The sequence below is a fragment of the Nocardioides sp. genome (genome assembly GCF_035576065.1).
GTDB lineage: Bacteria > Actinomycetota > Actinomycetes > Propionibacteriales > Nocardioidaceae > Nocardioides.
Window position 1 is genome coordinate 16411 of record NZ_DATLWX010000032.1, and the last position, 26043, is coordinate 42453.

Below are 26043 nucleotides of genomic sequence, written 5' to 3' on the forward strand. Positions count from 1 at the left end.
ATCGCGTCTACCATCCGACGTCGAGTCACCCCCTCGTCCGGACTGCCGGCGTTCTCAATCTGTTGGATCTCGGAGGAATGCCCCTGGGCATCGGGAGCGAGACAGTAAAGATGGAGGAGAGGACGCTCTAGGCCAGCCAGCGCGTTGAGTGCGGTCTCGATCAGGTGCCACGACCAGTGCGCCTTCCGGCGTCGACCAGCACGGCATCTTCCTGGAGGACCTGGGGCAGCCGCCGGAGGTCGGCGATCGTGCCGTCCAGGTAGCCCGGGTCGGACGTCTTGTACCAAGCGGGGTCGTGGTTGAACCCTTCGTAAACGTTGCTGGCACCCTGGTTGACCACGAAGGCATGGTTCCACGAACCGCACTCCGGCCCTTTGGTGTTTCGAGGACGCCGACCGGGTCCGGAGCTAGGGTCGTGCTGCGAGGCCGTTGCGTATTCAGGTCGGGCCCCGATGGACCCCTTGGCTGAATGGTCGCGTGGAGCGTCCAAGCCCACCCGCCCTTCTCTTCGAGGACAACGATGAACTCTCTGCGCCTCCGGCTTTGCTTCGCGCTCTGTGGCTCCCTTGCCATCTTCGGGATCGCTGCGCCCGTCGCGGAAGCCCAGAACAACGCCGACAGTGCCGTCCAGAACAGCGTTCGCCCCGCCAAACGGGACATCAGCATCCTCTACACCCAGACGGCCCAACGCGGGTCGCTCAGGCCAAAGAGCGGGCACGGCCACTACACCCACGTCCTCAAGCTCAAGGGCGTCAGCCGTCAGGTGCTGTGGTTCTCTGATCGCCCCACCCGCCTGACCGGCGACATCCCGGTAGCCGGGTTCCTCGACTCCTGGAAAGGCTTCGGCTTCAGCGCCGATCCGCCCAACGCCGCGCTGACGCTGCTCAACGCCACAAACGACCAAGACACGATCGTCGTCGAGCTCGGCAAGGGCGTGTACTTCCCGCGTCACCGCCGCGTGAACTATCCGGTCCGGATCGTCACCCGAGCGACCGGCAACCTCGCCCACCTCGAAACCCGTCGCGACGACAAGATTGCCCAGCACTTCGGCCCGGCTTCACTGTTCATCGACGACACCTCCGTCCGAATCATCGGCAGCTGCCCGATCAGGCCCTACACGGAATGTGACCAGTTCAGAATGCTCGGCGCCGACCTCTACAAGGCCGACCTCACCGGCGCCTCACTGGTCGGCACCGATCTCATGTACGCCAATGCCCTCGACGCCAACCTGACCAGCGCCTATCTCACTTATGCCCTCCTCGACAACGCCAGGTTCACCGACGCCAACCTGAGCGGCACCCACTTCACCCACGCCTCCCTCACCAACACCAGCTTCACCGGCGCCAACCTGAACGGCGCTCTGTTCATCAATACCGACCTCCAGAACGCCGACTTCACCGGCGCCAACCTCACCAACGCGTACCTCACCAATGCCGACCTCACCGATGCCAACTTCACCAACACCAAGTTTTGCCAGACAACGATGCCCGACTCGTCGATCAACAACAGCGGCTGCTGACACGGCCGCGAGGCGCTTTATCGGAACCACGAATCGAACGATTTGGAGCTTCGTCCGGGGTTGGTTGGCGCCGCTGCGGTTCGCTCGCTCATCTCATCAGCCCACAGTTCCCAGTAGTCGACGTGGTCGTGTCCCTGAGGGGATTCGCCGCACCGTATCCGTGTGACGCCGTCTTGCCGGTTCTATCCAGGTGGCTTGGAGGTGGGTACAGGTCGTCACCCGGCGTTACAAGAGCGCGCATCCCGCCTAAGGTGCCGGGCTGGTCGGCGCTGACGTCGTCGTCGTGGGCGGCGAGGTGGTGGGGGGCGTCGTCGTCGGCGGCGAGGTCGTCGGGGTGACCGTCGGCGTCGCAGTGGGAGTCGGCGTCGGAGTAGGCGTCTCGGTCGGCGTCGGCGTCGGAGTCGGCGTCGGGACGGGTTCCAGTCCCTGGACGAACGCCGAGAGCGTGGGACCGTCCTTGGTCCACAGCAACCGGGCGGCGTACAAGGCGCGCTTGCCGACGTCCTCGTAGTCCTTCTCGCCCTGGTAGCTCTGGTAGCACGGGAGGTTGGTGCCCTTGCAGACCCAGCCGTGGAAGAACAGCCGGTTGGCGTGGGTGCTTGTCGCCTCGACGTAGTCGGCGCCGCCGGGGCCGCAGACCCCGGAGTTCTGCCGGTTGACGAGGGCGTGGCCGCGGGTGCCCTGCCAGCCCTGGTGGCGGAACTGCGAGCGGCGCCAGATCGTGCGGTAGCGGCAGTCGCCGTAGTTGCCGCGGGAGGTGATCAGGTAGTGCCAGTCGCCGTGCTTGACCATGACCGGGTTCTCCAGGACGCCCACGTCGCGGATGAGCTCACGACTGAGGCCGAAGGTGCCGGTGCCGGCGGCGTTGAGGCGGATCATCCGGATCGTCGACGGCGTCCCCTGCGTGCGGTAGAGCAGGTAGCGACGGCCGTCGGGTGCGATGTATGACGACGGGTCGATCACGCCCCGGCGGGGGAGACCGACGCGACCGCCGACCGGGTCGAAGGCGGGCTGCGTCGAGGAGTAGTCGGGGCACACGAGCGGTCGGTTGCTGACCGGGGTGAACGTCTCGGACAGTGTCGGTGCGGTGGCGACGCCGATGCAGCGGTCCTGCTCGTGGGGAAGGCCGCGCGAGGGCATCGTGTAGTAGGCGAGCCAGCCGGAAGGGCTCTGCTCGAGCTCGGGTGCCCACACCCCGGCGAACTTCGCCCACGCCGGCCTGGCGTTGAGCAGGTCGCCGGTCGGGTTCCACGCGGCGTAGTCCAGATCTGCGCTCGAACCGCGGCCGCGGAAACCGGTCGCTGCGCCGAACCAGCGGGTGCCGTCGTGGACGACGCTCGGGTCGCCGAAGTCCCGGTTCCAGATCAGTGGTCTCGGCGCGGCGGCTGCCCGGCGGGCGCGATCATCACGGGTGGGTGCCTGACCGTCGGCGCCGTCGTCCGCGCCGCTGGCCGGGGTCGAGACCGGCGAGAGGGCGAGCAGCGCAGGAAGAGCGGCGAGCGCGGTGAGCGCGCCGGCTCGGCGGACGAAGTGTCGCGTGTTGCGTGAGTTCATGGTGTGGACCCCCTAGGCGTCATCTCCTTGATACCCCGCCGATGGGGCTGGAGTGAAACCGAGGACGCGCCGAGGTGTCGCCCGCCCTACAGGAAATCGGCGATCACCGGCACGCCGTCGACCCAGTCGATGGTGGCGGCATACATCGGCCGGACGGCCCGCGACCGCTTCCTGACCCGTTCCTTGCGGATGCCTGGACGGCACGGGGTGGTGGTGCCGTGGCAGGTCCAGGCGTGGAAGTAGATGCGCAACCGCTTCGAGTGGGGCATCGGGGTCACGTCGGCGCCACCCGGTCCGCAGAGGCGGGTCGACAGGTCGAGGAGCACGCCCGTGGTGGCCTCGGTCCAGTTGAAGATCGAGGTCGACCGGCGCCAGATCGTCCGGTAGGAGCAGCCGGTGAAGTCGCCCTGGGAGAGCAGCATCACCCAGCCGGCCGGGCGCTCGATGAGCACCGGGTTCTCCAATACGCCGTCGTGGCGGAAGAGCTCGACACTGGTCGCGGCGGCGTGCTGACCGTTGCTCGTCAGCGGCAGCAGCCGGATGGACGAAGGGATCCGGTCGGTCTTGTAGACCAGGTGTGGCCGACCGCCGGCCACCACCAGGGACGGGTCGATCACGCCTGCGCGGGGGAGCCCGGGCAGGGCGATCGGAACGGCGTCGTCGGCGGCCGGCACGTCGACGTACGACGGACAGACGAGGGGATGGTCGCCGATCGGCTTGAACCCGGTGACGGCGGAGCGGGACCGCGCGACGCCGATGCACCGGCCGTACTCCCCGAGGCCGCGCACCGGGGCGGCGAAGTACAGCACCCACCAGCGGCCGACGCGAGCGATGTCGGAGGCCCAGATGTCGCCGTCGTCGTGCGACCAGGCGGGGAGGCGCACGAGGGCGGAGCCGGTCGTGCGCCAGGACGCGTCGGGGCCTGCGGCGTACGCCCGGGGAATCAGGCTGCCGGTGGAGAACCCGACGAAGCCGTCGCCGCGCACCGCCACCGTCGGGTCGGCGAATCCGGTGCCCAGCACCGGGCGCGGGATCCGGTCGGCGCTCGCTGGCCCCCCGCTGACGACGACTCCGACCAGCATGGGGCCCAGCAGCAGGCTCGAGGTGGCGAGTCGGAGTCGGAGGCGCACGGGCGACAACCTAACCCGGGCCGATTCGCGCCGGGGGTGGCGCGGCGGATACTTTGACGCCACCATGTGCCCGGGGTCACACACGCCTACGAGCACCTGGGCACAGTCAGCCATCGGCGTGCCGGAGACCCCGCGCAGCCGCCAGCGAAATGGAGTGTCATGAACGACACCACAGGAGTCAGCTCAGGAGCATTCGGCCCGGATCTCGTGGAGGTCTTCGGACCCTCGCAGCGAGATGGCGGCCCCGACCTCGTGCAGCTGCTCACCCCCGAGGGCGAGCGGGTCCACCACGCCGAGTTCGACTACGACTTCTCCGCCGAGCAGCTCCGCGGCTTCTACCGCGACATGGTGCTCACCCGGCGCATCGACACCGAGGCGACGGCCCTCCAGCGGCACGGCGAGCTGGGCATCTGGGCCCAGCTGCTCGGCCAGGAGGCCGCGCAGATCGGCGCCGGTCGAGCCCTGCGCCCGCAGGACTACGTCTTCCCGACCTACCGCGAGCACGGCGTCGCCTACTGCCGCGGCGTCGACCCGCTCGACCTGCTCGGCCTCTTCCGCGGTGTCGACCAGGGCGCCTGGGACCCGGCTGACAACAACTTCGGTCTCTACACGATCGTCATCGGCGCGCAGGTGCTCCACGGCGTCGGCTACGCCATGGGCATCCAGCGCGACGGCGCCGTCGGCACCGGCGACCCGGAACGGGACGCGGCCGTCGTCGCCCACTTCGGCGACGGGGCGTCCTCGCAGGGCGACGTCAACGAGGCCTTCATCTTCGCGGCGTCCTACAACGCGCCGGTGGTCTTCTTCTGCCAGAACAACCAGTGGGCGATCTCCGAGCCGATCGAGCGCCAGACGCGCATCCCGCTCTACCAGCGCGCCCTCGGCTTCGGCTTCCCCGGTGTCCGCGTCGACGGCAACGACGTGCTGGCGACGTACGCCGTCACGCAGGCCGCCCTCCAGCGCGCCCGCGACGGCCAGGGCCCGACCCTGGTCGAGGCCTACACCTACCGCATGGGTGCGCACACCACGACCGACGACCCGACGCGCTACCGCCTCTCCGACGACGTCGAGCACTGGAAGCTCAAGGACCCGATCAAGCGGCTGGAGGTCTACCTGCGCCGCAACGGTCTCGTCGACCAGCAGTTCTTCGACGACCTCGACCAGGAGGCCAAGGACCTCGGCCACCACCTCCGTGAGGGCTGCAAGGCCCTGGCGGACCCGAAGCCGATGAGCGTCTTCGACCACGTCTACACCGAGATGACCGACGAGCTCGCCGCCCAGCGCGACGGCTACGCGGCCTACCTCGCTTCGTTCGAGGGAGAGCACGCATGAGCACCACGCAGAAGATCACCCTGGCCAAGGGCCTCAACATGGGCCTGCGCAAGGCCATGGAGGACGACCCCAAGGTCCTCATCATGGGCGAGGACGTCGGCAAGCTCGGCGGCGTCTTCCGCATCACCGACGGTCTGCAGAAGGACTTCGGTGAGGACCGCGTCATCGACTCCCCGCTCGCCGAGTCCGGCATCGTCGGCACCGCAGTTGGTATGGCGCTGCGCGGCTACCGTCCCGTCGTCGAGATCCAGTTCGACGGCTTCGTCTACCCGGCCTACGACCAGATCGTCTGCCAGGTCGCGAAGATGACCTTCCGCTCGCAGGGCAAGTCGAAGATGCCGATGGTCATCCGCATCCCCTTCGGCGGTGGCATCGGCGCCGTCGAGCACCACAGCGAGTCACCCGAGGCCCAGTTCGCCCACACCCCGGGCCTCAAGGTCGTCGCGTGCTCCAACCCCGTCGACGGCTACTGGATGATCCAGCAGGCCATCGCCTGCGACGACCCGGTCATCTTCCTCGAGCCCAAGCGGCAGTACCACGCAGACAAGCTCGAGCTCGACGAGTCGGCGACCCCCGACCCGCTCTTCGCGTCCCGCACGGTGCGGGCCGGCACGGATCTCACGCTCCTGGCCTACGGCCCGACGGTGAAGACCGCGCTCAAGGTTGCCGAGGCTGCTGCGACCGAGGGCAAGTCCATCGAGGTCATCGACCTGCGCACGCTGTCCCCGCTCGACATGGCTCCGGTCCTGGAGTCGGCCCGCCGCACGGGTCGGGTCGTGGTCACCCACGAGGCGCACGTCAACCTCGGTATGGGTGCCGAGCTGTCGGCCCGCATCACCGAGGAGTGCTTCTACTCCCTCGAAGCCCCGGTGCTGCGCGTCGGTGGCTTCGACACGCCCTACCCCGCCTCGCGCATCGAGGAGGAGTGGTTGCCCGACCTCGACCGCGTCCTCGATGCCGTCGACCGTTCGCTGGAGTTCTGAGATGGCTGAGTTCAAGCTGCCCGACGTGGGCGAGGGGCTGACCGAGGCCGAGATCGTCTCCTGGAAGGTCAAGGAGGGCGACGTGATCGAGATCAACGACATCATCGTCGAGATCGAGACCGCCAAGTCGCTGGTCGAGCTGCCGTCGCCATACGAAGGAACCGTGCTCGCACTGATGGTGTCCGAGGGCGAGATGGTCCAGGTCGGTACGCCGATCATCTCGGTCGGCTCCCCGTCCGACGCCGCCGCGCCGGCGCCTGCTGCCCCTGCGGCTGCCGCGCCCGAGGTGGACCTCTCCGACATGGACCTCTCCAACCCGGCCGCCTCCGGTGGCGGTGAGGGCGAGTCGCTCGTGGGCCGCAACAAGGCCGAGCGCGGTCCTCAGCGTCGCGCCCGCCGCGGCTCGGCGTCGCCGTCGACCACCGCCGGCGCGCAGGCCCAGCTCCAGGTGCAGGGTGCGTTCGCCCCCGGCGGCGCGCAGTCCGAGGAGGTCGCGGCCGTCGACGAGCCGGCCGTCCCCGCGACGTCTGCCCGTCCGGGACCCGCTGCTGCTCCGGCCGAGGCGCTGGTGCCGCCCGCCGCGCAGTCACCCAGTGAGGTGCGGGCGCTGGCGAAGCCGCCGGTGCGCAAGCTCGCCAAGGACCTCGGCATCGACCTCAAGACCCTCACAGGGTCGGGTCGCGACGGAGTCATCACGCGGGCGGACGTCGAGGCTGCGACCTCTGCGGCCTCGTCGTCCGGCGCTGCTCAGGCCGCTCCGGCCGCGACAGGTGCGGTGGCCCGCTCCGGCGAGCGGGAGACCCGCGAGCCGATCAAGGGCGTGCGCAAGATGATGGCCCAGGCCATGAGCCAGTCGGCCTTCACCAGCCCGCACGTGACCGAGTGGATCACCGTCGACGTGACGGCCACGATGGAGTTCGTGGCGCGGCTGAAGAAGCGGCGCGAGTTCAAGGACGCGAAGGTCAGCCCGCTCCTCGTCCTGAGCCGCGCGGTCATGCTGGCGATGAAGCGCACCCCGGAGATCAACTCCTTCTGGGACGACGCCGCCCAGGAAGTAGTGTTCAAGAACTACGTCAACCTCGGCATCGCTGCTGCGACGCCGCGGGGACTGGTCGTGCCCAACATCAAGGACGCCGACCAGCTCTCGATGCTGGAGCTCGCCGGTGCCCTGGCCGGCCTGACCGCCACCGCGCGGGAGGGCAAGACGCAGCCGGCCGAGATGGCGGGCGGCACCTTCACGATCACCAACGTGGGTGTCTTCGGCGTCGACGCCGGGACGCCGATCATCAACCCGGGCGAGGCGGCGATCCTGTGCTTCGGCGCGGTGCGCAAGCAGCCGTGGGTGGTCTCCAAGGACGGCGTGGACGAGATCGTCGTCCGCGACATCACAACCCTGGCACTCTCCTTCGACCACCGGCACATCGACGGCGAGAAGGGCTCACGCTTCCTCGCCGACGTCGCTGGTCTGCTCGAAGACCCAGGCACGGCACTGCTCTTCTGAGAGCGACCGTCGCCAACCTGACTGACGTCAGTCAGGTTGGCTACGGGCCCGACTGTGTGGGTTGTGGTGCCACTTGCTGGTGCACGGAACCCACACGGTCGACCTGGTCTGTCGCGCCCTGGGCCGGGTTCTGAAAGGATCACCCCATGACCGCGGAGACGCCGCAGCCCACCGCAACGGTTCTCCTCCGGGCTCAGGAGGTCGCCGAGCAGCTTCGGCGCGAGTTCGAGGAGGAGGCTGCCCTCGCGACCGCCCACATTCGTGAGTTGGAGGCCGCAGCCGTCCGCGACCGCGCGGTGGCCGAGCAGGTGCGTGCCGAGGCCGACCAGGTGCGGGCAGAGGCCGAGCAGGTGCGGGCAGACGCCGAGCAGGTGCGAGTCGCCGCTGAGCAGGCGCGGGTTCGCGCCGAGCAGGTGCTCGAGGAAGCCTCCGAGGAAGCGCGGACGATCGTTGCCGACGCGGGCGCCCAGGCCACAGCCCTGCTGCGCGCCGCAGAGACCCAGCGTGACCGGCTCCTCGAGGAGGCTCGCCAGCGCGCGGACCAGCGGCTCCTCGAGGTGTCCGGCCTCATCGAACAGGTCCGGTCCGAGGCTGCGGAGCTGAGTGGCTCGGCCGAGACCGAGGCGGCCGCCGTGCTGGAGTCGTCGCAGCGCGAGGCGGCTGAGCACCAGGCGCGAGCCCTGGCAGCAGCGGAGGAGCTCGCGCGCTCCTCGACGACGGAGGCCGAGCAGGTCAGGGCGGCCGCTGGAGCCGAGGCGGAGGCGGTTCTCGAAGCGGCCGCGAAGGAGGCGAGCCAGCTGCGGGCGGCCGCCGAGGAAGCAGCTCTCGCAGTCCGTGAGGAGGTCGCGGCCGAGCATGCCCGCGCGGTGGAGACCGCGGCTGCGTTGCTGGCCGACGCGAGGGTGGAGGCCGATCGCGAGCTCAGGGCCGCCGGTGAGCAGACGGCGTGGGCCAAGGCCACCGTCGACTCACTCCTCGTCGCAGGCGAGCAGGAGCGCCAGGCGATGCGCAAGGCAGGGCTTCGCGAAGCAGCCGAGCACGTCGCCGTCCAGCGGCGGCGCACCCAGGAGCTGCTGAACCAGGTCACCGAAAAACTCCGGGTCAAGGTCGCCGAGGCGGACCGCAAGGCTGTCGAGATCAGCGAGGCGGCCCTCCATGTCTCGCAAGCCGCTGAGGCGGAGGCGACTCGCGTGCGCGCGGCCGCCCAGGAGGACGCCGAGCGGGCCCGGCAGGAGGCAGAGTGGCAGGGCGCCCGTGTGATGGAGCGCGCCGAGCGGCGACGCGCCGAGGCCGAGGCCGGCGCCGCGAGTCTGCGGACCCAGGCGGCCGAAGAGGTGGTGCGAACTCAGAACATGGCCGCGCAAGAGCTGCGCCGGACCAAGGAGGAGTGCCTGTGGATGCTCACCGAGGCGCGCGCCGAGGCCGACGACATGCGCCAGAAGGCCAAGGCTCTGCTGGCCGATGCGCGTCTCGAGGTCACCACGCTCCGAAGTCGCCGCGACGGCATCACCGCTGAGCTCAGCCAGCTGTCCGGCGTCATCGAGGCCCTGGCGGTTCCCACCGAGGCACAGGCCGCTGAGACGCCGCAACACCACGAGTCGCGTACACCCACCCCCAGCACCGACGAAGAGGATCCCTCATGACCGAGTCCGACCCCCAGTTCCGAGTGGTTCTCCGCGGCTACGAGCCCGGCCAGGTCGATCGGCGGCTGGCCGAGCTTGCCAAGCGGGTCGAGAGCTCCGAGCAGAAGGCTGCGTCGTACGCCGAGCGCGTGCGCATGCTCGAGCAGCACGCTGCCGAAGGCGCCGACCGTGAGCCCGAACCGGTCAGTGAGCCGACCTTCGCGCATCTCGGTGAGCGGGTCAGCCAGATCCTGACCCTCGCCGACGAGGAAGCGGCTGCGATCCGTGAGCGCGCCGACGCCGACGCCCAGGCCCTCCGCGAGCAGGTGGAGAAGTCGACCACCGGGCTGCGGAGCGAAGCCGAGCAGTACGCCGATGAGCGGCGCCGCGACGCCGACGCCGAGAGCGGTCGCGTCGTGACCGATGCGCAGCGGGAGGCCGATGAGATCCGCGACGCCGCCGAACGCGACGCCGCCGCTCGACGTCAGGAGGCCGAAGCCATCTACGAGGAGCAGCGTGCCAACGCCGCCCGCGCGGCGGCCGACTTCGAGACCACGCTCGCCGCCCGCCGCGAGCGCACGGCGACGGAGTTCCGTGAGCAGCAGGCCGCCACCCAGCAGCAGCTGGAGACGATGGCGAGGGAGGTCGAGGAGATGCGGGCCCGCGCCGAGGATGAGCGGGAGGCGGCCGAGACCGAGTCGCGACGCGTGCTCGCCGACGCGCAGAGCCAAGCGACGGCGATCGTGCGCGAGGGCCGCGCGAACGCGGACCGGGTGCGCGCCGACTCCCAGCGTGAGCTCGCTGCCGCGACCCAGCGCCGCGACAGCATCAACGAACAGCTCGTCAACGTCCGTCAGATGCTCACCACGCTCGCGGGATCATCGGTCGGCATGCTGACGGCCGACCTCGCGGACGAGGTGCAGACGCCCACTGAGAAGTCCGCCGACGAGCCGGAGTCCGCCGACGAGCCGGAGTCGGCGGATCAGCCGGATTCGGCGGATTCGGCGGAGGAGGAGTCGGAGCCCGTGGCGGAATCCGACTCGGTGGACGAGTCGGCCGAGGCTGTGGAAGACCAGCGCAGCTGACCCGTCCTCAGCCGTTCTCGGCGGGCGACGCCTGCCGGGTGTGCCAGGCGGCGAGCACCTCGGCCTCTCGCTCCGGACTGATCCCCACCGCGGTCTCCCCGAGGGTGTCGTGCGCGGTCTCGGCGACCGGCCGGAGTCGGAGCCCGGTGTCGAGCGCGGGCTGGGGTGAGTGGGACATCATCCCGTCGTACTCCGGGCGGGGCAGCCACAACGGGACGGAGCCGTCACCGGCCCAGGGCTCCACGCCCTGCTCGGTCAGGAAGTCCGAGTCCACCCAGGTGAAGGCCCGCCGCCCGGACACCCCGTCGGACACTCCGGCAGCGACCTCGTCCAGCAGGTCGCCCAGCCCGAGCAGCTGGCCCACCGCGTCGAAAGCGCCGGTGGTCCGCGCCTCACACGCGTCGAGGATCCACGCCGCCAGGTCGCGTACGTCGATCACCTGGACCACATCGTCAGGCGACCCAGGGGCCAGCACCTCACCGCCCCTGGAGAGTCGGTCGGGCCAGTAGGAGAACCGGCCGCTCCCGTCGCCCGGACCGACGATCAGACCAGGCCGCACGATCATCGACGAGGTGGTGCCGGTCGCGACGATCTCCTCGCAGGCGACCTTCATCGGCCCGTAGGCGTCTGGGTCCTCGGCCAGGTCGACGTCGTCGGAGACCGGCTCGACGAGCGGCTCCATCGCCGACGATCCGTTGTCGGCGTACACGTTGATCGTCGAGACGAAGACCCAGTGGGGCCGCGCCACGATCTCGACCGCGCGGCGCACGTGCGAGGGGAGCCGGGCGACGTCCACGACCGCGTCCCACGTGCCCTCCTGCAGCCCGATCGGGGCGTCCGTCGAACGGTCCCACGGCAGGTGCGTCGCGCCGTCAGGCACCGGGGATGAGCCGCGGCAGGCGCAGGTGACCTCCCAGCCGCGGTCTACCGCCTGCTGGGCCACGCTGAGGGAGAGGAACTTGGTGCCGCCGAGGACGAGGAGTCGCATGCCTCACTCCACCGCGGCGGCCGGGAGTGGAGCAAGGGGGTTCACTGAGGGCGGAACTGTGGTCAGCTCACCCGGCCGAGACGCCCGGCGGCGGCGTGGCACTCCCGAGGATCCACGCGTCGAAGAACGCGGAGAGCTCCAGCCCGGTCTCCTTCTCCCAGTGCGCGTAGATGGCGTCGCGGGTGACGGACCTGTTGTCCTGGGCCGTCAGCCACGAGCGGGCGATCGCGAAGAACTGGTCGTCGCCGAGCTCGAGGCGCAGCTCGTTCCACATGATCGCAGGCAAGTAGTAGATGTTGGACCCGGCGAACTGGGCCCGGTCGTAGGCGCCCGGAGGGCCGTACTCGTCGCGCAGGTCCTGGTCGATGGCTCGCCAGCCGGCGATGGTCGCGCTGGTCTTGGCGCCGTCGTGGTCCGCCTCCCACAACGCCTGCATCAACATCGTCATGCCCTCGTTGAGCCACACGTCGCTCCAGTCGGCCGGGGAGACCTGGTCGCCGTACCACTGGTGGACGAGCTCGTGCACGATCACCTGCGGGGACCGTGCGTATTCGGTGTTGCCGATCGTGATCATCGTCTGGGTCTCCATCGCCGACTGCGAATCGGTGGCGACGATGCCGGCTGAGCTGAACGGGTAGGGCCCGAGGCGTGCCTCGATCCAGTCGACTGCAGCAGCCCCGGCCCGCAGGTCGTCGAGCACGAGGGGCTGGCCGCGGGGATACCAGTAGTCGAGCGTCACGCCGCTCTTCGACGTCTGGGCAGCGTGCGCGTAGTCACCGATGGCGAGGGTGATGAGGTAGGACGACGCGGGTTCGTCCAGCTGGAACTCGGTCGTGCGCCGACCGTCCTCGGTCGTGTCGCCGACGAGCCGTCCGTTGGCGACGCCGGTCCAGGGTTCCGGAGCGGTGACGGAGATGTCGTAGAGGGCCTTGTCGGCCGGCTGGTCGTTGACGGGATACCAGCTGTAGGCGCCGTACGGCTCCTGCATCGTCCACACCTCGCCCCGATCGGTGACGGTGAAGCCGACGGTGGAGAAGTCTCTGCGCGTGGTGGGCGCCGGGACCGGTCCTGGCTCGCCGGCGTAGGAGACCACCAGCTCGTGCTGGTCGTCGGTGACGATCGGCGCCTTGACGACCAGATCCTTGCCGCGATGGGTGTACGCCGCCTTCTGCCCGTCGAGGGTGAGGCTCTCGACCTCCAGGACCGGGGAGAAGTCGAGACCGAACTCATTCGCGTCCCGGGCCGCGCGGAAGGTGATGGTCGAGGTGCCGGTCAGCGAAAGCTCCGTCGGGTCCCACGCCAGGTCGAGGTCGTAGAGCAGAGCGTCGACGTCGGGTCCGCCGACCGCCGGATAGACCGAGTCCTCCACCGGGGTGCTCATGGCCAGCTCGAGGTCGGGCTCGGTCCGCTCGCTCAGCGCCGGGGTGCTCGCACGAGCCGTCGTCGGACCCGTGCTGTCGGAAGGGGAGACCTCCGAGGTGGGCTCGGACGGTGACTCGGACGGGGACTCGGACCCGGACCGGGAGCCAGGCGAGGGTTCGGGCTCCGAGCCGACCGAGCACCCGGCGAGCAGGCTGGCTGCGACGGCGAGCGCACACCGCCTCATCACGCGCCGCGTCGTCATCACTCGCCCCGGAGCAGGGGTCGTGCGAGCTTCCGGCCGTGGTGGATCTGGGCCTTCACGGTCCCGAGCGGCACGTCGATGAGCTGAGCGATGTCCTCATAGGCCATGCCGTAGACGTCGCGGAGGAGCAACGGCTCGACGTATTGCGGGTGCTCCTTCTCGATCGTCTCCATCGCGTCGAGCAGATCAAGTCGGGTGCCGGCGATGACCGAGGTGGTGCGCGGATCGGGTCGGTCGTGCTGGCCGCCCTCGAAGTCGGTGGGCACGGCCTGGTTCTTCAGCTTGCGGTAGGTCGTGCGCGCGCTGTTGAGCGCCACGACGTGCATCCAGGTGGTGAACCGGCCGCGGCCGTTCCACGTGCCGATCTTGGTGGCGACGTTGAGCAGCGCCTCCTGACACGCGTCCTCGGCGTCGCCGGAGTAGGGGAGAACCCCCCGGCAGACGTTCAGCGCACGCGGGCGAACTGCCTCCAGGAGGGTCTCCAAGGCAGCACGGTCGCCCTCGCGGGCGCGCCGCGCGAGGTCATCGATGTCGTCCGGAGTCACACCTGCAACATAATGCAGGGGTGTCCGTCCCCTCCCGTCTTGGTCGCTACCCCGTGCGGCGTCGCATCGGGGCGGGCGCATTTGCGACCGTGTGGCTGGCCTACGACGAGCAGCTGGACTGTCCCGTCGCGATCAAGGTGCTGGCCGACAACTGGACCGAGGACCAGCACGTCCGGCAGCGCTTCATCGAGGAAGGCCGCTTCCTGCGCAAGGTCGAGTCGCCGCACATCGTCTCGGTCTACGACGCCGGCGAGCTGGAGGACTCCCGTCCGTTCCTGGTCATGTCGTATGCCGACCAGGGCACGCTCGCAGACCGCTTGGAGCTCGAGCCGCTGACCGTCTCGCAATCGCTCCACGTCATCGGGCAGGTCGGCGCCGGCCTCCACGCACTGCACCAGCGTGGCGTGCTGCACCGCGACGTGAAGCCCGCCAACGTCCTGTTCCGCACCGTCGAGGTCGGCGGCGAGCGGCAGGTCAGCGCGATGCTCGGCGACCTCGGGCTCGGCAAGGCGATGGACATGTCGTCGCGGCTGACGATGATCGGCGGCACCCCGTCCTTCATCGCCCCGGAGCAGGCGCAGGGCGAGCCGCTCGACGGGCGGGCCGACCAGTACTCCCTCGCGGCGCTGGCCTATCTCATGCTGGCCGGGCGGGCGCCGTACGACCACGTCTCGCTCAGCGCCGCTGCTGATCCCGGCCCGCTGCCTCCGCTGGACAACGGGCTGCCCGACGACGCGGAGAAGGTGCTGGCGACGGCCCTGTCGAAGGACCGTGGGGGGAGATATCCCGATGTGCCGTCCTTCGTCGAGGCCCTCGACAGTGCCTTGGTCGACCACACCGAGGAGCCGCCGACCTGGATCGCGGTGGATGAGGACCTGACCAGGCCGGAGCCGCGAGTGGACTCCAACGCCTCGCCGCGGCGGGCGCAGCGCGTGCGGGCGGCCGCCGGGGCCTCGGCCCTCGTCGTCGGGCTCGTCGCCGGCTACTCCGCCCAGCGCCTGGTCGCCACCGAGCAGACGATCTGGGACTCGACGAACAGCATCTCGGTCACCGTTCCCGATGACTGGACGCGGGTCGTCGACGCCGAGCCATGGCGAGCACCCGGTGGGACGACCGATGAGCCGTCGGTCGCGGCGGGAGACGCCGAAGGGTGGAACGGGATCACTGACCCCGGCGAGGGCATCTTCATCGGGGTGCTTCCGGGGGAGTCGTTGCCCACCGGCGTGCCGGAGCGTCCCGAGTGCGGGGCCAGCGGCGGGGCGGTGCCCGGCCGGCATCTCGGCGGCGAGTCCATCACCGTGGAGTTCACCGGGTGCTCCGACGACGGCGGGATCACGATCGAGCGGACCGTGCAGGTGAACGCCGACCAGCTGCTGCGGGTGCAGGTGCGTGCCGGCGACCGTGCCGTCGCCTACGACGTCATCGACTCGATCACGACGCCGGGACTGTGACGGGCGTCAGCCGGTCCTGATGCCGCGGATGACCTTGACGATGAGATCGCGCATCCCGGGCAGGTCCTTCTCGCGGCCCATGATCGCGATCTCCGCCTCGGCCTGGTCCGACCGGCTGATGTCCAGCCAGACGATGATGCCGAAGCGGCGGTAGCCCTCGAAGAGGTAGTTGAACTCCAGCGAGTCGTGGGTGCGTTTGGTCCGCTGGAAGTCCTCGAAGTCTGGGTCACGCTCCAGTTCGAAGAGCGTGCGATCGACGATGTCGGGGATCGTTTCGTGCTGTGACGTCACCTGCTCGACGCGGAGGACGAAGGTGTGGCCCGGATAGCCGGGCATCTTGTACTTCACCTCGTTGGAGCTGGGTTCGCTGCGGCTCCACCCGTCGGGCGCCGGGAAGTAGGAGGCGTTCCGCCCCGACCCCACCTTCACGTCCTCCATCTTCAGGCCCGTCGGTAGGGCGTCCTCGGTGGGATCTTCCTGCAGCGGCACCGGCGGATCACCCGGGGCGCTGGGGTCCGCGCCTGCGACCGGGCTGGGGATGCCGGTGGTGTCGGGCTCCGGGGCGAGCATGGCCGCAGCAGCAAAGCCGCCGACGATCCCCGCCGCCAGCAACGCCACTATTGCGACGAGTCCCCGCAAACCCATGGGAGGCAATCTAGCCCTGTCGGTCTCCCACTAGCGTGAGCGCATGCGTTCTCGGCTCGCTGCCCCTGTCCTGGTGACCTCGCTGCTGCTCACGGGCTGCCAGTTGCTCGGGGCCGGCGAGAGTCCCACGAACACCCTCCGTGCCCTGGAGATCGGGCTCACGACGGGCGACCTCAGTGCCGTCGACTTCCGCTCATCGGACCCGACGGAGGACTACGCAGCCGTCGTCGAAGGGCTCGATGTGCCCCACTCCGTGGACGTGGGGGAAGCGGAGGTCACCGAGGACACCGCGACCGCTGAGGTGGACTGGCAGTGGGACACCGACGTGGCGGACCCCTGGACCTACTCCGCCACCGTCGACCTGACTCTCGTCGAGGACACCTGGCAGGTCGTCTGGGCGCCGGCGCTGGTCGAGCCGTCCCTGGTCGAGGGGGAGCGCCTCACCCTGCAGCGCACCGGCGCCGAGCGCGGCCGGATCACCGGCGCCGGGGACAGGGCGATCGTCGCGCCCCGGGACGTCGTCCTCCTCGGGCTGGACAAGACCAAGCTCACCGCCGAACAGGTGGCCGGCGGCCAGGTCGCACTCTCCGCGCAAGCGATTGCCGAGGCGTTGAAGGTCGACGCTGCGGCATACACGAAGCAGGCCGAGGCGGCCGGGGAGAAGGCGTTCGTCCAGGCGCTCGTGCTGCGCGCCGAGGAAGCCACGACGCTCGTCCCGCCCCGCTATGCCGAGATCCCGGGAGCCGTCTCGCTCGCGACCCAGCAGGACCTCGGGCCGTCGCGCGGGTTCGCCGCGCCGATCCTGGGCAGCGTCGGCGAGGCCACTGCGGAGATCATCGAGGAGTCGGCCGGTGAGGTCGAGGCGGGCGACGTGGTGGGCCTCTCGGGCCTCCAGGCGCGGTATGACGACCAGCTCGCCGGCACCCCGGGGCTGACCGTCGTCGCGGCCGGTGCGGACAACGACCGCGCCGTGCACGAGGTCCCTGCGGTGGCGGGGGCAGACCTGCGCACGACGATGGACATCGACCTGCAGACCAAGGCGGAGTCCGCCCTTGCCTCGGTCGGACCCCCCAGTGCGCTCGTGGCGATCCGCCCCTCGGACGGCGCGATCCTGGTCGCGGCCAGCGGTCCCGGGAGCGAGGGTCTCAACACTGCGACATACGGGCAATATGCGCCCGGCTCGACCTTCAAGGTGGTCTCGTCGCTGGCGCTGCTGCGCTCCGGACTGCGACCCGAGCAGCCCGTTCAGTGCCCCGCCACCACCGTGGTCGACGGCAAGACGTTCAAGAACTACGACGACTATCCGGCTTCCGGGCTCGGCACGATCACCCTCCGTCAGGCCGTCGCCAACTCCTGCAACACCGCCTTCATCGCTGCCCGCGACCGGCTGGCGGACGGCGACCTGGCTGAGGCTGCCGCGGCGCTGGGCCTGGGCGTCGACCACGACCTCGGGTTCCCTGCCTACTTCGGGCAGGTGCCGGCTCCCGAGGGGGAGACCGAGGCCGCGGCCGACCTGATCGGTCAGGGCAAGGTGCTGGCGTCGCCGATGACGATGGCAACGGTGGCTGCGTCGGTGGCCGCGGGTCGCGCGGTGCTGCCCGTGCTGCTGCCCGACCACGAGGTGACGCAGACCGCCCCGGCGTCGCTGTTGACGCCTGCGGAGGCTGCCGACCTGAGGGCTCTGATGCGAGCGGTCGTGACCGAGGGCTCCGGCTCGTTCCTCGCTGATCTGCCCGGTGAGGTGGGCGCCAAGACCGGCACCGCGGAGTACGGCTCGCCCGACGGGTCCGGCTCGCTGCCCACCCACACCTGGATGATCGCCACGCAGGGGGACCTCGCCGTCGCCGTCTTCGTCGAGACCGGGGAGTCGGGCTCGCGCACGGCCGGACCGATCCTGGAGCGCTTCCTGTCCTGACGTCGTGCCCGTCCCCCCCGGTAGTCCGTATCAAATTGGTCGTCGGAACCGCATGAGCCGACCATTTTGATACGGACTATTCCGACTCGAGCGAGACCACGTCCCACTGCAGCGCCCGCGTGGCGCGGGGCGCCCGGCAGGTCAGCTGCGCCTCGTCTCGTCGGCTGCTCGCCACGACCACGCGGACGTCACGGGGGAGCGGGGCGCTGCCGACGACCTCGACGGTCCACGTCCCCGCGTCGAAGGTGCCTGCCTGTTCCACCAGCGCCGGCAGCGCGCTGGTGAGCGGGGCCGGTCCCCATTGCCGGAGCACCGCGGACATGGCCACCTGCTCGGCGGGGTGCAGACCCGCCACGCCGCGCAGCCGCTCGACGTCCACGCGACCCTGCCGGTGGGCTGCCACGGTCGTCACCGACTGCTCCGGCGACATCCCCGCGTAGCAGGCCCCGTCGGGCAGGAGCAGCACGTTGGGCGCGAACCGGTCACCGCCGAGGTGGCTGCACTCGAAGGTCTCCTCGGGCCACTCCCGGGCCAGCGCCGCGGCGACGGGTCGACCCTTGATCGCGCAGCAGGCGTCGTGGATGCCGTGGGTGCACACGAGCATGAGCGTTCCGGAGTACGGCGCCCCGGCACCCGGCGCCGAGGTGGCGAGCAGGTCGTCGGGCTGGTCCCAGTGACCGGTGCGCAGCTCGCCGTCCAGGCAGCTGAACCAGCGGCGTCGGCCGAGGTCGGCGGGCACGCGCCGACTCGTCTCCCGGCCATGTGGCCGGATGAGCAGGATCCGCAACCGTGGGTGCTCGAGTCGACGCAGGATCGCTGTCGGCAGGTCGGTGTCGAAGGGGGCGTTGACCGGCCAGGGTCCGGGGTGCTCGACCAGCAGCCAGTCACGTTGCGGCGGGGCGGTCCCGACGATCGGATCGCCCCGCTCGGCGGCCCCGTCGGAGCAGCGGAAGGTCATCCGGCGACAACCAGTCCAGCCTCGATCAGCTGCCGGGCGGTTGCCGTGCCGAGCTCGTCGGCGCGGAGCACGTCGCCGGCCAGCAGGCGCTTGAGCACTGCCTCCGGCACGTCCCCCACCGACATGGTCCCCGCCCGGGTGCGCAGCTGCCGGTCGGTGTCGGTGCCGTCGAGGTCGGCATCGAGGTGGTGGCGCAGCCGGAGGGCCGTCGTCTCCGTCAACGCCGCGGCCAAGGCGTGCTGCGCCAAGGGACCCAACGGCTCTGCTCGCTGAGCAGCCCGGCGCTGGGTGCGCAGCCGGGCGGCGACCTCGGCGGGGTCGAGCGCCTCGAGCAGGGTACGGAGCTTGGCGGTCACAAGGTCGGCGTCCAGCTGCTCGGGAGCGAGGGTGGTGCCGAGCGCGAGGGACTCGCGAGCCTCCGGGTCGTGGCTGAGCCCCTCGAGCGCCATCGCGACGAGCTGCTCGGCCACGGTGTAGCGCGTCCAGCTGTGGACGCCCAGCGTCAGGTGGACGGTGACACCGCCCAGGGCAGTGGCGGAGTGCAGGTAGCCGCGCGGGAGGTAGAGGACGTCGCCCGGCTCCAGCACGACGTCGATGATCGGCTCCTGCTCCGCAGCCAGGCCTACGGCGTCGCGCCGGTCGGTCCATGGCTGGTCGCGCAGGGGCAACGGCAGCACCGGCGAGTGGATCGACCACCTCTTGCGCCCGCTGACCTGGAGGACGAAGACATCGTGGACGTCGTAGTGGTCCGCGAAGCCCTGGTTGTCGGGAGGAGTGACGTAGGCGTTGGCCTGGACGGGGTGGCCCAGGTCTGTCGCGAGCTGCTGACAGAAGTCGATGATCGGCGGCCACGTGCGGTGGAGCCCTTGCAGGACGAGCGTCGAGCCGCTGGCGAAGAGAGCCGCGGCCTTGTCGTCGCTGACCTGGTCGGCGATGCCCGCTCCCACGCCTCCCGGGGCGGTGAAGGCGGCGTTGCCCAGGGTGGTGCCGTCCTTGGCGACGCGCAGGAAGGGCGTGCGCAGTCCCCGTCGGCCGAGCAGCTCGTCGATCGAGTCCTCACTGAGCAGGTCGGCGAAGCAGGTGGGGTCCGCTGCGGCGTACGAGCTGGCCTCTCGAGCCCACGTCGCCTGCGCGAACGACCCCACGTCATCGACGAGGCGCGCCAGTGCCGGCCGTTCGCCGAGGGTGGAGCCAGCGGGCCCGGGGTCGTCCCCGGGCCCGCCGTCATCCACGATCGCCTGCGGCATCAAGAAGTGCTGTCGGCACCGCTGTCGGCACCGCTGTCGGCGCCGCCATCAGCGCCACCGTCGCCACCTGCACCGCCGTCAGCGCCGCCATCAGCGCCACCGTCGCCACCTGCACCGCCGTCAGCGCCGCCGTCGGCCCCGCCGTCCGCACCACCGTCCGCGCCGCCGTCCGCGCCGCCGTCAGCACCACCGTCAGCACCACCGTCGGCGCCGCCTTCGGCCGGGTCTTCGATCTGGGAGTCAGTCATGTCGTCCTCCATCGCACGTGGCCGCGAGGGCCGTGGGAGCGGCACCGTGCAGCGCCGCTTCCCTCTGTATAGCGCGAACCGATCGACCTGCCCACCCCCCGAGGGAAGGCGCCGACCGCGCCCCATGGCCCCGCCTCTAGCGTGAGCCCATGCGGTTCGAAGCTGTGCATCTCGTCTCCCTCACCGACCCCGCACCTGACGGGCCGGTCGACGTGACGGTCACCGACGGCGTCGTGACCGCGATCGAGCCCGCAGCCGACCCGAGTGCCGATGGCGGCTGGCTGATGCCGGGGCTGTGGGACCAGCACGTCCACCTCGGCCAGTGGTCGTTGACGTCCGCACGGCTCGACCTGGCACCGGCGCGCTCGAGCGCGCACGCGGTGGCGCTCGTGCGCGAACGGCTGGCCGAGCAGCCCGACCTGCCCGTCATCGGCTGGGGGCACCGGCCCACCGCCTGGGACGACTCCCCGGTGGTCTCCGACCTCGATGCGATCGACACCGACCAGCCGATCGTGCTCATCTGCGGCGACGGCCACCACGGCTGGCTCAACACTCGTGCCCTGCAGATGCTCTTCCTGCCCACGCGCGAGGGGGTCGTCGCAGAAGGGGAATGGTTCCAGGCGTATGGCCGCCTCAGCACGGTGCTCGGGGTCGACGGTACGGGCCCCGAGTCCTACCGCCGGGCCATGGAGGCCGCCGCGGCGGTGGGGATCGTCGGGGTCGTGGACTTCGAGTTCAGCGGTGGTGTCGCCGAGTGGCTGGATCGCTGGAGCGGCGGTGCCGACCTCCTGCGCGTCCGCATGGCGTCGTACGCCGATGGGCTGGCCGACGTCCTGGAGCGTGGTCTGTCCTCGGGGCAGCCCATGGGCGACGACCCACGCCTCACGATGGGGCCACTCAAGATCATCAGCGATGGATCCCTCAACACCCGCACGGCCTGGTGCTGCGAGCCCTACGCCGAGAAGGCGGTCCTGGGCTTCCCGCACGGCCAGCCCAACCAGACTCCCGACGAGCTCCGTGCTCTGCTCCGGCAGGCGGAGAAGGCCCGCCTCGACGTCGCCGTCCACGCCATCGGCGATCGCGCGGTGACCGAGGCCCTGGCGGCCTTCGAGGACACCGGTGCGTGCGGCGGGATCGAGCACGTGCAGCTCACGACCCGCGACGACGTACGCCGCATGGCCGAGCTCGGCCTCCGCGCCAGCGTGCAGCCGGCCCACCTCCTCGACGACCGCGAGGTCACCGAGCGGCTGTGGCCGGGTCGTGGTGAGCGCTGCTTCCCGCTGCGGTGGATGCTCGACGACGGCGTCGACGTGGTGTTCGGCTCCGACGCTCCGGTCTCGCCGCTCGACCCGTGGCTGGCGATGGCGGCTGCCGTGCACCGCGCCGCGGAGGGGGACGAGCCGTGGCACCCGGAGCAGTCGGTCACCGCTCGCCAGGCCCTGGCGGCCTCCACCGACGGCTGGGGCACCGTCGCCGTGGGCCACCCGGGCGACCTCGTGCTGCTCGACGCCGACCCGCTCGCCGGAGCCGACGACCCCGCCCACGCAGCGAGGCTGAGGTCGATGGGCGAGCACGTGCTCGGCACCTGGGTGGCGGGCGAGCGAGTCCACCCACTGGTCCCGTGACAGCGGGGCCGCGGCTGGTCTGCGTCCCGGGGCTGGGCCTTCGGGACGACGCCTGGGCTCCTACGATCGCAGCGCTGGGCCTCCACGAGGCCGTCGTCCAGCACCTGCCGGGCTTCGGGGTCCGCGCGACGCCCGACGACGACCTCACACCGGCAGCCCTCGGCGCCCGGCTGGCGGCAGGGCTCGCGGAAGAATCACGCCCGACCGTGCTGATGGGCCACTCAGCGTCCTCCCAGATCGTCGTCCACGCTGCCGCGCTGATCCCTCACCTGATCTCCGCCGTGGTCCTGGTGGGCCCGACCACCGATCCGCGGGCAGCCTCCTGGCCCCGGCTGGTGGCGCGTTGGTTCCGCAACGTCGTGTGGGAGCCGCCGTGGCAGGTGCCGATCCTGGCGCGCTGCTACCGCCGCACGGGGCTCGGGTGGATGCTGCGCGCTATGGGTGCCGCTCGCCGCGACGACATACGGGTGGCACTGTCGTCCGTCCGCTGCCCCGTCCTGGTCGTCCGCGGACCCCACGACCACATCAGCCCGGCCTACTGGGCGCGCGACCTCGCCTCGACCGCCCCACCCGGATCCGCGGCCGTCACCCTGGCGAAGGGTGCTCACATGGTGCCGCTCACGCACGGCGACCTGTTGGCGGCGGCGGTGGCAGAGTTCCTGGACGCCCGCTGAGGCGACCCCCAGTGCGCTCGGGCAATGAATGCGCTGGCCTGACTGACGTCAGTCAGTTCAGCGACTCACCTGACTGACGTCAGTCAGGCTGGGGCCACCCATGTGACGCGGGCAACTGCGAGTCACCCGGTTTCATGGTGGTTCGCGGTTTCACGGTCGACGGCGTGAACAGATCAGCCATTCTGTTCACATTTATGGACCACGTTCTTGCATCTGTGTGACGTATCCCACTAACGTCTGGCTGGGCTGCTGGCGTGGCCGTCTTTGGTTGATCCGACCCGAACCCTCAGAGGATCCAGATGAACGCGCTACGCAGGACTGTCCGCACGGTTGTCGCCCGACTTCGTGGGGGTGGCACCCACGTCCTCGCACTCGTCGTCGGCGTCATCGTCGCCCTGCCACTCGCCGTGGTGGCGGCACCTGCGGGAGCGGCACCGGACGGCACGCTGCGAGTCCTGTTGTTCTACAAGGACAACTTCCACGCCTCGCACGTCCAGGCGCGTCAGGCCGTCAACACCCTGGCCGGGCAGCTCGCCACCCAGTACGGCCAGACCCTGCAGGTGCAGGAGACCCAGGACCCTGCCGCGTTCACCACGGCCAACCTGGCGAGCGTCGACGCGGTGGTCTTCGCCCAGACCGGTGGGGTGCTTTTCACCATCCCCCAGCGGCAGGCCCTCGAGAGCTACATCCGTGGCGGCGGCGGGTTCATGGGGATGCACTACACCGGCTGGTCGGTGGGCCAGAGCGAGCACGACGTCAACCCCTTCTACCTCCGGCTGGTCGGCGCGATGTCCGAGGGGCACCCGGAGAACCCGGCGATCCGCCCGGGACGCGTGACCGTCAAGGCGACGGGCCACCCGCTGACGCAGGGACTGGGGACCGAGTTCACCCGCAGCGACGAGTGGTACGACTGGACTCTCAACCCGGCTCCCAACGTGCGCGTCCTGCTCGAGGTGGACGAGAGCTCCTACGGCATGGGCCGCCAAGGCTCCTCGCACCCGATCACCTGGTGCCAGCAGATCGACAGCGGCCGGTCCTGGTACTCCGGGATGGGCCACGAGGGCACGGCCTACTCCGAGGCGCCCATCCTCGCCCAGATGAAGAACGGTCTCGCGTACGCCGCGGGCCTGCTGGCCGCCGACTGCTCGCCTCCCCCCAAGGATCAGGCCGGCGCCTGGGGCGGTGTGACACCGTGGCCGCTCGTGCCCATCAACATGGCGCTGACCTCCGACGGCAAGGTGCAGTCCTTCGGCAGCGTCGGCGGCTTCGGCAGCGACACCACGCCCTACGACTGGACGGGCAACGACTCCGTCACCCAGGGCGGTCAGATGGAGATCGACGTCTGGGACCCCACACAGCCGCGGACCCTGGCCAACGTCACCTCCGGACTCGTGTCCAACAACACCTACACCGACCTCTTCTGCTCCATGCAGGTGCAGAACCCCCACACTCGCGCGACGATGACCGTCGGCGGTGACGACAACCTCGGCGGCAACGCGCCGAACGACGCCTCGCTCGGCGTGACGAGCTTCAAGACCGGTCAGGGTCTGCGGAACGAGGCCCCGATGAACGTCCCGCGGTGGTACCCGACCGGCACGACGATGCCCAACGGCGACCTCGTCGTGCAGGGGGGCAGCGTGCGAGGCGGCCCCGGTGGCTTGGGCGTGCATACGCCCGAGATCTACACCCCCAACTCAGGCAACGGCTGGAGGCTCCTGACCGGGGCCACGAGCTCCGCGGCGTACGGCGACGGGGGCACCGACCATGCCGGCGCCGACGAGAACCGCTGGTGGTACCCCCGCGCGTTCGTCGCGCCGGGCAGCGGCAACCTCTTCAACATCACCGGCACGCAGATGTACGAGCTCAACCCGGCGGGCACGGGCGCGCTCACGCTCCGCGGCACCCTGCCGGCGGCCGTCGCCAACCAGGGCGGCCTGGGCAACCCGGTCGGCGCCACGTCGACCGCGGTGATGTACCGCCCGGGCAAGATCCTGCAGGTCGGTGGCGGCTGGTGGGGCAACGGCGGCGGTCCTGCGGGCGCGCGCGCCGGCTTCACCGTCGACATCACCGGCGGCACGCCCAGCCCGGCCGTGGCGGCGACGCAGCCGATGAGATTCCCGCGGCACTGGGCGACGTCCACGATGATGCCCGACGGCAACGTGCTGGTCACCGGCGGCTCCCGCGACAACAACGGCAACGGCGGCTACGTCACCAACCCGGAGATCTGGAACCCGGTCACGGGGCAGTGGACGACCGTCGAGGTGCCCCACGAGCACGCCCGGCTCTACCACTCCGCCGCGCTGCTGCTGCCCGACGGGCGCGTGATGATCGGCGGAGGCGGCACCCCTGGTCCGCGCAACTACACCGACGTCGAGCACTACTCGCCGTCGTACCTCTTCGACGGCAACACACCGGCGGTGCGCCCGACGATCACCAGCGCTCCGGCGAAGGTCGGCTACAACGGCACCTTCCAACTCGGAGCCTCCGAGGCGATCTCCCGGGTGACGCTGGTCCGCAACGGCTCAGTGACGCACGGCTTCAACAACGACCAGAACTTCCAGGATCTGGCCTTCACCCAGTCCGGCGGCACGCTCACCGTCACGGCGCCGCAGAACGGCACGTACGCGCCGCCAGGCGCCTACATGGTCTTCGTCTTCAATGCCGCCGGCACGCCATCGGTGGCGAAGATCGTCGACATCGACCCGACCACGCCGATGGCGCAGCTGACGCCGCGGGTCGTCGACCAGTTCGAGTACCCGCGGGTGCCCACCGACTGGCGCACCGCCGCCGCGCCGGCGACCGTCGACGTCGCGCCCGGTGACGCCCGGATCGCACCGTGGACGGTCAACGGCAGCACGGTCCAGCTCGTCCGCGGCACCGTCGCGACCAATGGCGGCCTCGGCGCGACGGGATACCAGCTCGCGCTGGGCGCGTCCGGGAACATCACGCGGACGCTCACGGGCCTGACCCCCGGCACCCAGTATCGGATCTCGCTGCGCTACGCCCGCGACAGCCGGTCGGCGGGGACGACGGCCGCGACGTCCACGCTGGGCGTCGGATCGCTCAGCACGACCCTCACCGCGACGACCGCCAATCCGTCGCAGAGCTCTCGGGCGATCACGTACGCGACGTACTCGGGGTCGTTCACGGCATCGAGCACGTCGCACCCGCTCACGCTGACGGCCACGGGCGGCGCTCGCATGATGATCGACGACCTCGTCATCGTCGGCGGCACCTCGGAACCGGAGCCGCAACCCGGCGGGCCAGCGGCCGTGCGCTTCAGGTTCGATGAGGGGAGTGGGACGTCGTCGGCGAACTCGGGGACGAACACTGCGGTGGGTGCTGCGACGTTGAACGCGGCATGGTGGACGGCGGCGGGGAAGCTCGGGGCGGGGGT

21 protein-coding genes are annotated in these 26043 nt (G+C 70.5%); 11 read left to right on the forward strand and 10 right to left on the reverse strand.

What is annotated here, in order from left to right; genetic code table 11:
• Positions 1-160: 160 nt before the first annotated feature.
• Entirely contained in the window at positions 161-340 is a 180-nt protein-coding gene (locus tag VNJ48_RS15585; protein WP_325603712.1) for a hypothetical protein, read from the reverse strand.
• Positions 341-520: 180 nt separating this feature from the next.
• On the opposite strand from VNJ48_RS15585, the gene VNJ48_RS15590 reads away from it, so the two are divergent.
• Entirely contained in the window at positions 521-1519 is a 999-nt protein-coding gene (locus tag VNJ48_RS15590) for a pentapeptide repeat-containing protein (RefSeq protein WP_325603714.1), read from the forward strand.
• A gap of 246 nt (positions 1520-1765) precedes the next feature.
• Here VNJ48_RS15590 and VNJ48_RS15595 read toward each other — a convergent pair whose 3' ends face one another.
• Both VNJ48_RS15595 and VNJ48_RS15600 read right to left on the reverse strand, forming a co-directional pair.
• Positions 1766-3073: a family 43 glycosylhydrolase gene (locus VNJ48_RS15595; RefSeq protein ID WP_325603716.1), complete on the reverse strand. Its 1308-nt coding sequence runs from the start codon at positions 3071-3073 to the stop codon at positions 1766-1768.
• An 86-nt stretch (positions 3074-3159) separates the two neighbouring features.
• Complete coding sequence (locus VNJ48_RS15600) at positions 3160-4203, reverse strand: family 43 glycosylhydrolase (RefSeq protein WP_325603718.1); 1044 nt, start codon at positions 4201-4203, stop codon at positions 3160-3162.
• A 159-nt stretch (positions 4204-4362) separates the two neighbouring features.
• On the opposite strand from VNJ48_RS15600, the gene pdhA reads away from it, so the two are divergent.
• The 5 genes from pdhA to VNJ48_RS15625 all read left to right on the forward strand — a co-directional run bounded on the left by pdhA (position 4363) and on the right by VNJ48_RS15625 (position 10726).
• Complete coding sequence (pdhA, locus tag VNJ48_RS15605) at positions 4363-5535, forward strand: pyruvate dehydrogenase (acetyl-transferring) E1 component subunit alpha (RefSeq protein ID WP_325603720.1); 1173 nt, start codon at positions 4363-4365, stop codon at positions 5533-5535.
• Positions 5532-6518: an alpha-ketoacid dehydrogenase subunit beta gene (locus tag VNJ48_RS15610; protein ID WP_325603722.1), complete on the forward strand. Its 987-nt coding sequence runs from the start codon at positions 5532-5534 to the stop codon at positions 6516-6518. The genes pdhA and VNJ48_RS15610 overlap by 4 nt, the downstream gene beginning before the upstream one ends.
• A 1-nt stretch (position 6519) precedes the next feature.
• Positions 6520-8019, forward strand: a complete 1500-nt coding sequence (locus VNJ48_RS15615; protein WP_325603723.1) for a dihydrolipoamide acetyltransferase family protein — start codon at positions 6520-6522, stop codon at positions 8017-8019.
• A gap of 146 nt (positions 8020-8165) precedes the next feature.
• On the forward strand, positions 8166-9662 hold the full coding sequence (locus VNJ48_RS15620) for a hypothetical protein (RefSeq protein WP_325603725.1): 1497 nt from the start codon (positions 8166-8168) through the stop codon (positions 9660-9662).
• Positions 9659-10726: a hypothetical protein gene (locus tag VNJ48_RS15625; RefSeq protein WP_325603727.1), complete on the forward strand. Its 1068-nt coding sequence runs from the start codon at positions 9659-9661 to the stop codon at positions 10724-10726. Before VNJ48_RS15620 ends, VNJ48_RS15625 begins: the two co-directional genes overlap by 4 nt.
• A 7-nt stretch (positions 10727-10733) precedes the next feature.
• Here the strand turns inward: VNJ48_RS15625 and VNJ48_RS15630 are convergent, their stop codons facing one another.
• The 3 genes from VNJ48_RS15630 to VNJ48_RS15640 all read right to left on the reverse strand — a co-directional run bounded on the left by VNJ48_RS15630 (position 10734) and on the right by VNJ48_RS15640 (position 13883).
• The gene (locus VNJ48_RS15630; protein WP_325603729.1) at positions 10734-11714 is read right to left on the reverse strand and encodes an epimerase; all 981 of its coding nucleotides are present in this window, start codon (positions 11712-11714) and stop codon (positions 10734-10736) included.
• Between the two features lie 67 nt (positions 11715-11781).
• Complete coding sequence (locus VNJ48_RS15635; protein ID WP_325603731.1) at positions 11782-13338, reverse strand: M1 family metallopeptidase; 1557 nt, start codon at positions 13336-13338, stop codon at positions 11782-11784.
• Complete coding sequence (locus VNJ48_RS15640; RefSeq protein WP_325603733.1) at positions 13338-13883, reverse strand: RNA polymerase sigma factor; 546 nt, start codon at positions 13881-13883, stop codon at positions 13338-13340. The genes VNJ48_RS15635 and VNJ48_RS15640 overlap by 1 nt, the downstream gene beginning before the upstream one ends.
• 20 nt (positions 13884-13903) lie before the next feature.
• Between VNJ48_RS15640 and VNJ48_RS15645 the strand changes: the two genes are divergently transcribed.
• Positions 13904-15334, forward strand: a complete 1431-nt coding sequence (locus VNJ48_RS15645; RefSeq protein ID WP_325603735.1) for a serine/threonine-protein kinase — start codon at positions 13904-13906, stop codon at positions 15332-15334.
• Positions 15335-15340: 6 nt separating this feature from the next.
• Here the strand turns inward: VNJ48_RS15645 and VNJ48_RS15650 are convergent, their stop codons facing one another.
• Positions 15341-15979 carry a hypothetical protein gene (locus VNJ48_RS15650; protein ID WP_325603737.1) on the reverse strand — a complete coding sequence of 213 codons (639 nt, stop codon included), beginning with the start codon at positions 15977-15979 and terminating at the stop codon, positions 15341-15343.
• Positions 15980-16022: 43 nt separating this feature from the next.
• Between VNJ48_RS15650 and VNJ48_RS15655 the strand changes: the two genes are divergently transcribed.
• Positions 16023-17894 (forward strand): penicillin-binding transpeptidase domain-containing protein, encoded by a 1872-nt coding sequence (locus tag VNJ48_RS15655; protein WP_325603739.1) that lies wholly within the window; start codon positions 16023-16025, stop codon positions 17892-17894.
• Between the two features lie 76 nt (positions 17895-17970).
• On the opposite strand, the gene VNJ48_RS15660 is transcribed toward VNJ48_RS15655, so the two are convergent.
• Genes VNJ48_RS15660 through VNJ48_RS15670 form a run of 3 tightly spaced genes read right to left on the reverse strand, consistent with a single transcriptional unit; the run spans position 17971 to position 20347 of the window.
• On the reverse strand, positions 17971-18852 hold the full coding sequence (locus VNJ48_RS15660) for a sucrase ferredoxin (protein WP_325603741.1): 882 nt from the start codon (positions 18850-18852) through the stop codon (positions 17971-17973).
• A complete protein-coding gene (locus VNJ48_RS15665) occupies positions 18849-20099 on the reverse strand; it encodes a cupin domain-containing protein (RefSeq protein WP_325603743.1) in 1251 nt (416 codons plus the stop codon). Before VNJ48_RS15665 ends, VNJ48_RS15660 begins: the two co-directional genes overlap by 4 nt.
• The gene (locus VNJ48_RS15670) at positions 20099-20347 is read right to left on the reverse strand and encodes a hypothetical protein (RefSeq protein WP_325603745.1); all 249 of its coding nucleotides are present in this window, start codon (positions 20345-20347) and stop codon (positions 20099-20101) included. The genes VNJ48_RS15665 and VNJ48_RS15670 overlap by 1 nt, the downstream gene beginning before the upstream one ends.
• Before the next feature lie 149 nt (positions 20348-20496).
• Here VNJ48_RS15670 and VNJ48_RS15675 point away from each other — a divergent pair, with 149 nt between their 5' ends.
• The 3 genes from VNJ48_RS15675 to VNJ48_RS15685 all read left to right on the forward strand — a co-directional run.
• Entirely contained in the window at positions 20497-21972 is a 1476-nt protein-coding gene (locus VNJ48_RS15675; protein ID WP_325603747.1) for an amidohydrolase, read from the forward strand.
• On the forward strand, positions 21969-22646 hold the full coding sequence (locus tag VNJ48_RS15680) for an alpha/beta hydrolase (RefSeq protein ID WP_325603749.1): 678 nt from the start codon (positions 21969-21971) through the stop codon (positions 22644-22646). The genes VNJ48_RS15675 and VNJ48_RS15680 overlap by 4 nt, the downstream gene beginning before the upstream one ends.
• A 299-nt stretch (positions 22647-22945) precedes the next feature.
• Positions 22946-26043 (forward strand): ThuA domain-containing protein (locus VNJ48_RS15685; RefSeq protein WP_325603750.1); only part of this gene is annotated, 3098 nt, incomplete at its 3' end.

What these genes read in the sequence shown, in the direction of transcription:
- VNJ48_RS15590 (WP_325603714.1), top strand. Translation starts at nt 521, where the DNA reads ATGAACTCTCTGCGCCTCCGGCTTTGCTTCGCGCTCTGTGGCTCCCTT.
- VNJ48_RS15595 (WP_325603716.1), bottom strand. Translation starts at nt 3,073, where the DNA reads ATGAACTCACGCAACACGCGACACTTCGTCCGCCGAGCCGGCGCGCTC.
- pdhA (WP_325603720.1), top strand. Translation starts at nt 4,363, where the DNA reads ATGAACGACACCACAGGAGTCAGCTCAGGAGCATTCGGCCCGGATCTC.
- VNJ48_RS15610 (WP_325603722.1), top strand. Translation starts at nt 5,532, where the DNA reads ATGAGCACCACGCAGAAGATCACCCTGGCCAAGGGCCTCAACATGGGC.
- VNJ48_RS15615 (WP_325603723.1), top strand. Translation starts at nt 6,520, where the DNA reads ATGGCTGAGTTCAAGCTGCCCGACGTGGGCGAGGGGCTGACCGAGGCC.
- VNJ48_RS15620 (WP_325603725.1), top strand. Translation starts at nt 8,166, where the DNA reads ATGACCGCGGAGACGCCGCAGCCCACCGCAACGGTTCTCCTCCGGGCT.
- VNJ48_RS15625 (WP_325603727.1), top strand. Translation starts at nt 9,659, where the DNA reads ATGACCGAGTCCGACCCCCAGTTCCGAGTGGTTCTCCGCGGCTACGAG.
- VNJ48_RS15630 (WP_325603729.1), bottom strand. Translation starts at nt 11,714, where the DNA reads ATGCGACTCCTCGTCCTCGGCGGCACCAAGTTCCTCTCCCTCAGCGTG.
- VNJ48_RS15635 (WP_325603731.1), bottom strand. Translation starts at nt 13,338, where the DNA reads ATGACGACGCGGCGCGTGATGAGGCGGTGTGCGCTCGCCGTCGCAGCC.
- VNJ48_RS15650 (WP_325603737.1), bottom strand. Translation starts at nt 15,979, where the DNA reads ATGGGTTTGCGGGGACTCGTCGCAATAGTGGCGTTGCTGGCGGCGGGG.
- VNJ48_RS15655 (WP_325603739.1), top strand. Translation starts at nt 16,023, where the DNA reads ATGCGTTCTCGGCTCGCTGCCCCTGTCCTGGTGACCTCGCTGCTGCTC.
- VNJ48_RS15660 (WP_325603741.1), bottom strand. Translation starts at nt 18,852, where the DNA reads ATGACCTTCCGCTGCTCCGACGGGGCCGCCGAGCGGGGCGATCCGATC.
- VNJ48_RS15665 (WP_325603743.1), bottom strand. Translation starts at nt 20,099, where the DNA reads ATGCCGCAGGCGATCGTGGATGACGGCGGGCCCGGGGACGACCCCGGG.
- VNJ48_RS15670 (WP_325603745.1), bottom strand. Translation starts at nt 20,347, where the DNA reads ATGACTGACTCCCAGATCGAAGACCCGGCCGAAGGCGGCGCCGACGGT.
- VNJ48_RS15675 (WP_325603747.1), top strand. Translation starts at nt 20,497, where the DNA reads ATGCGGTTCGAAGCTGTGCATCTCGTCTCCCTCACCGACCCCGCACCT.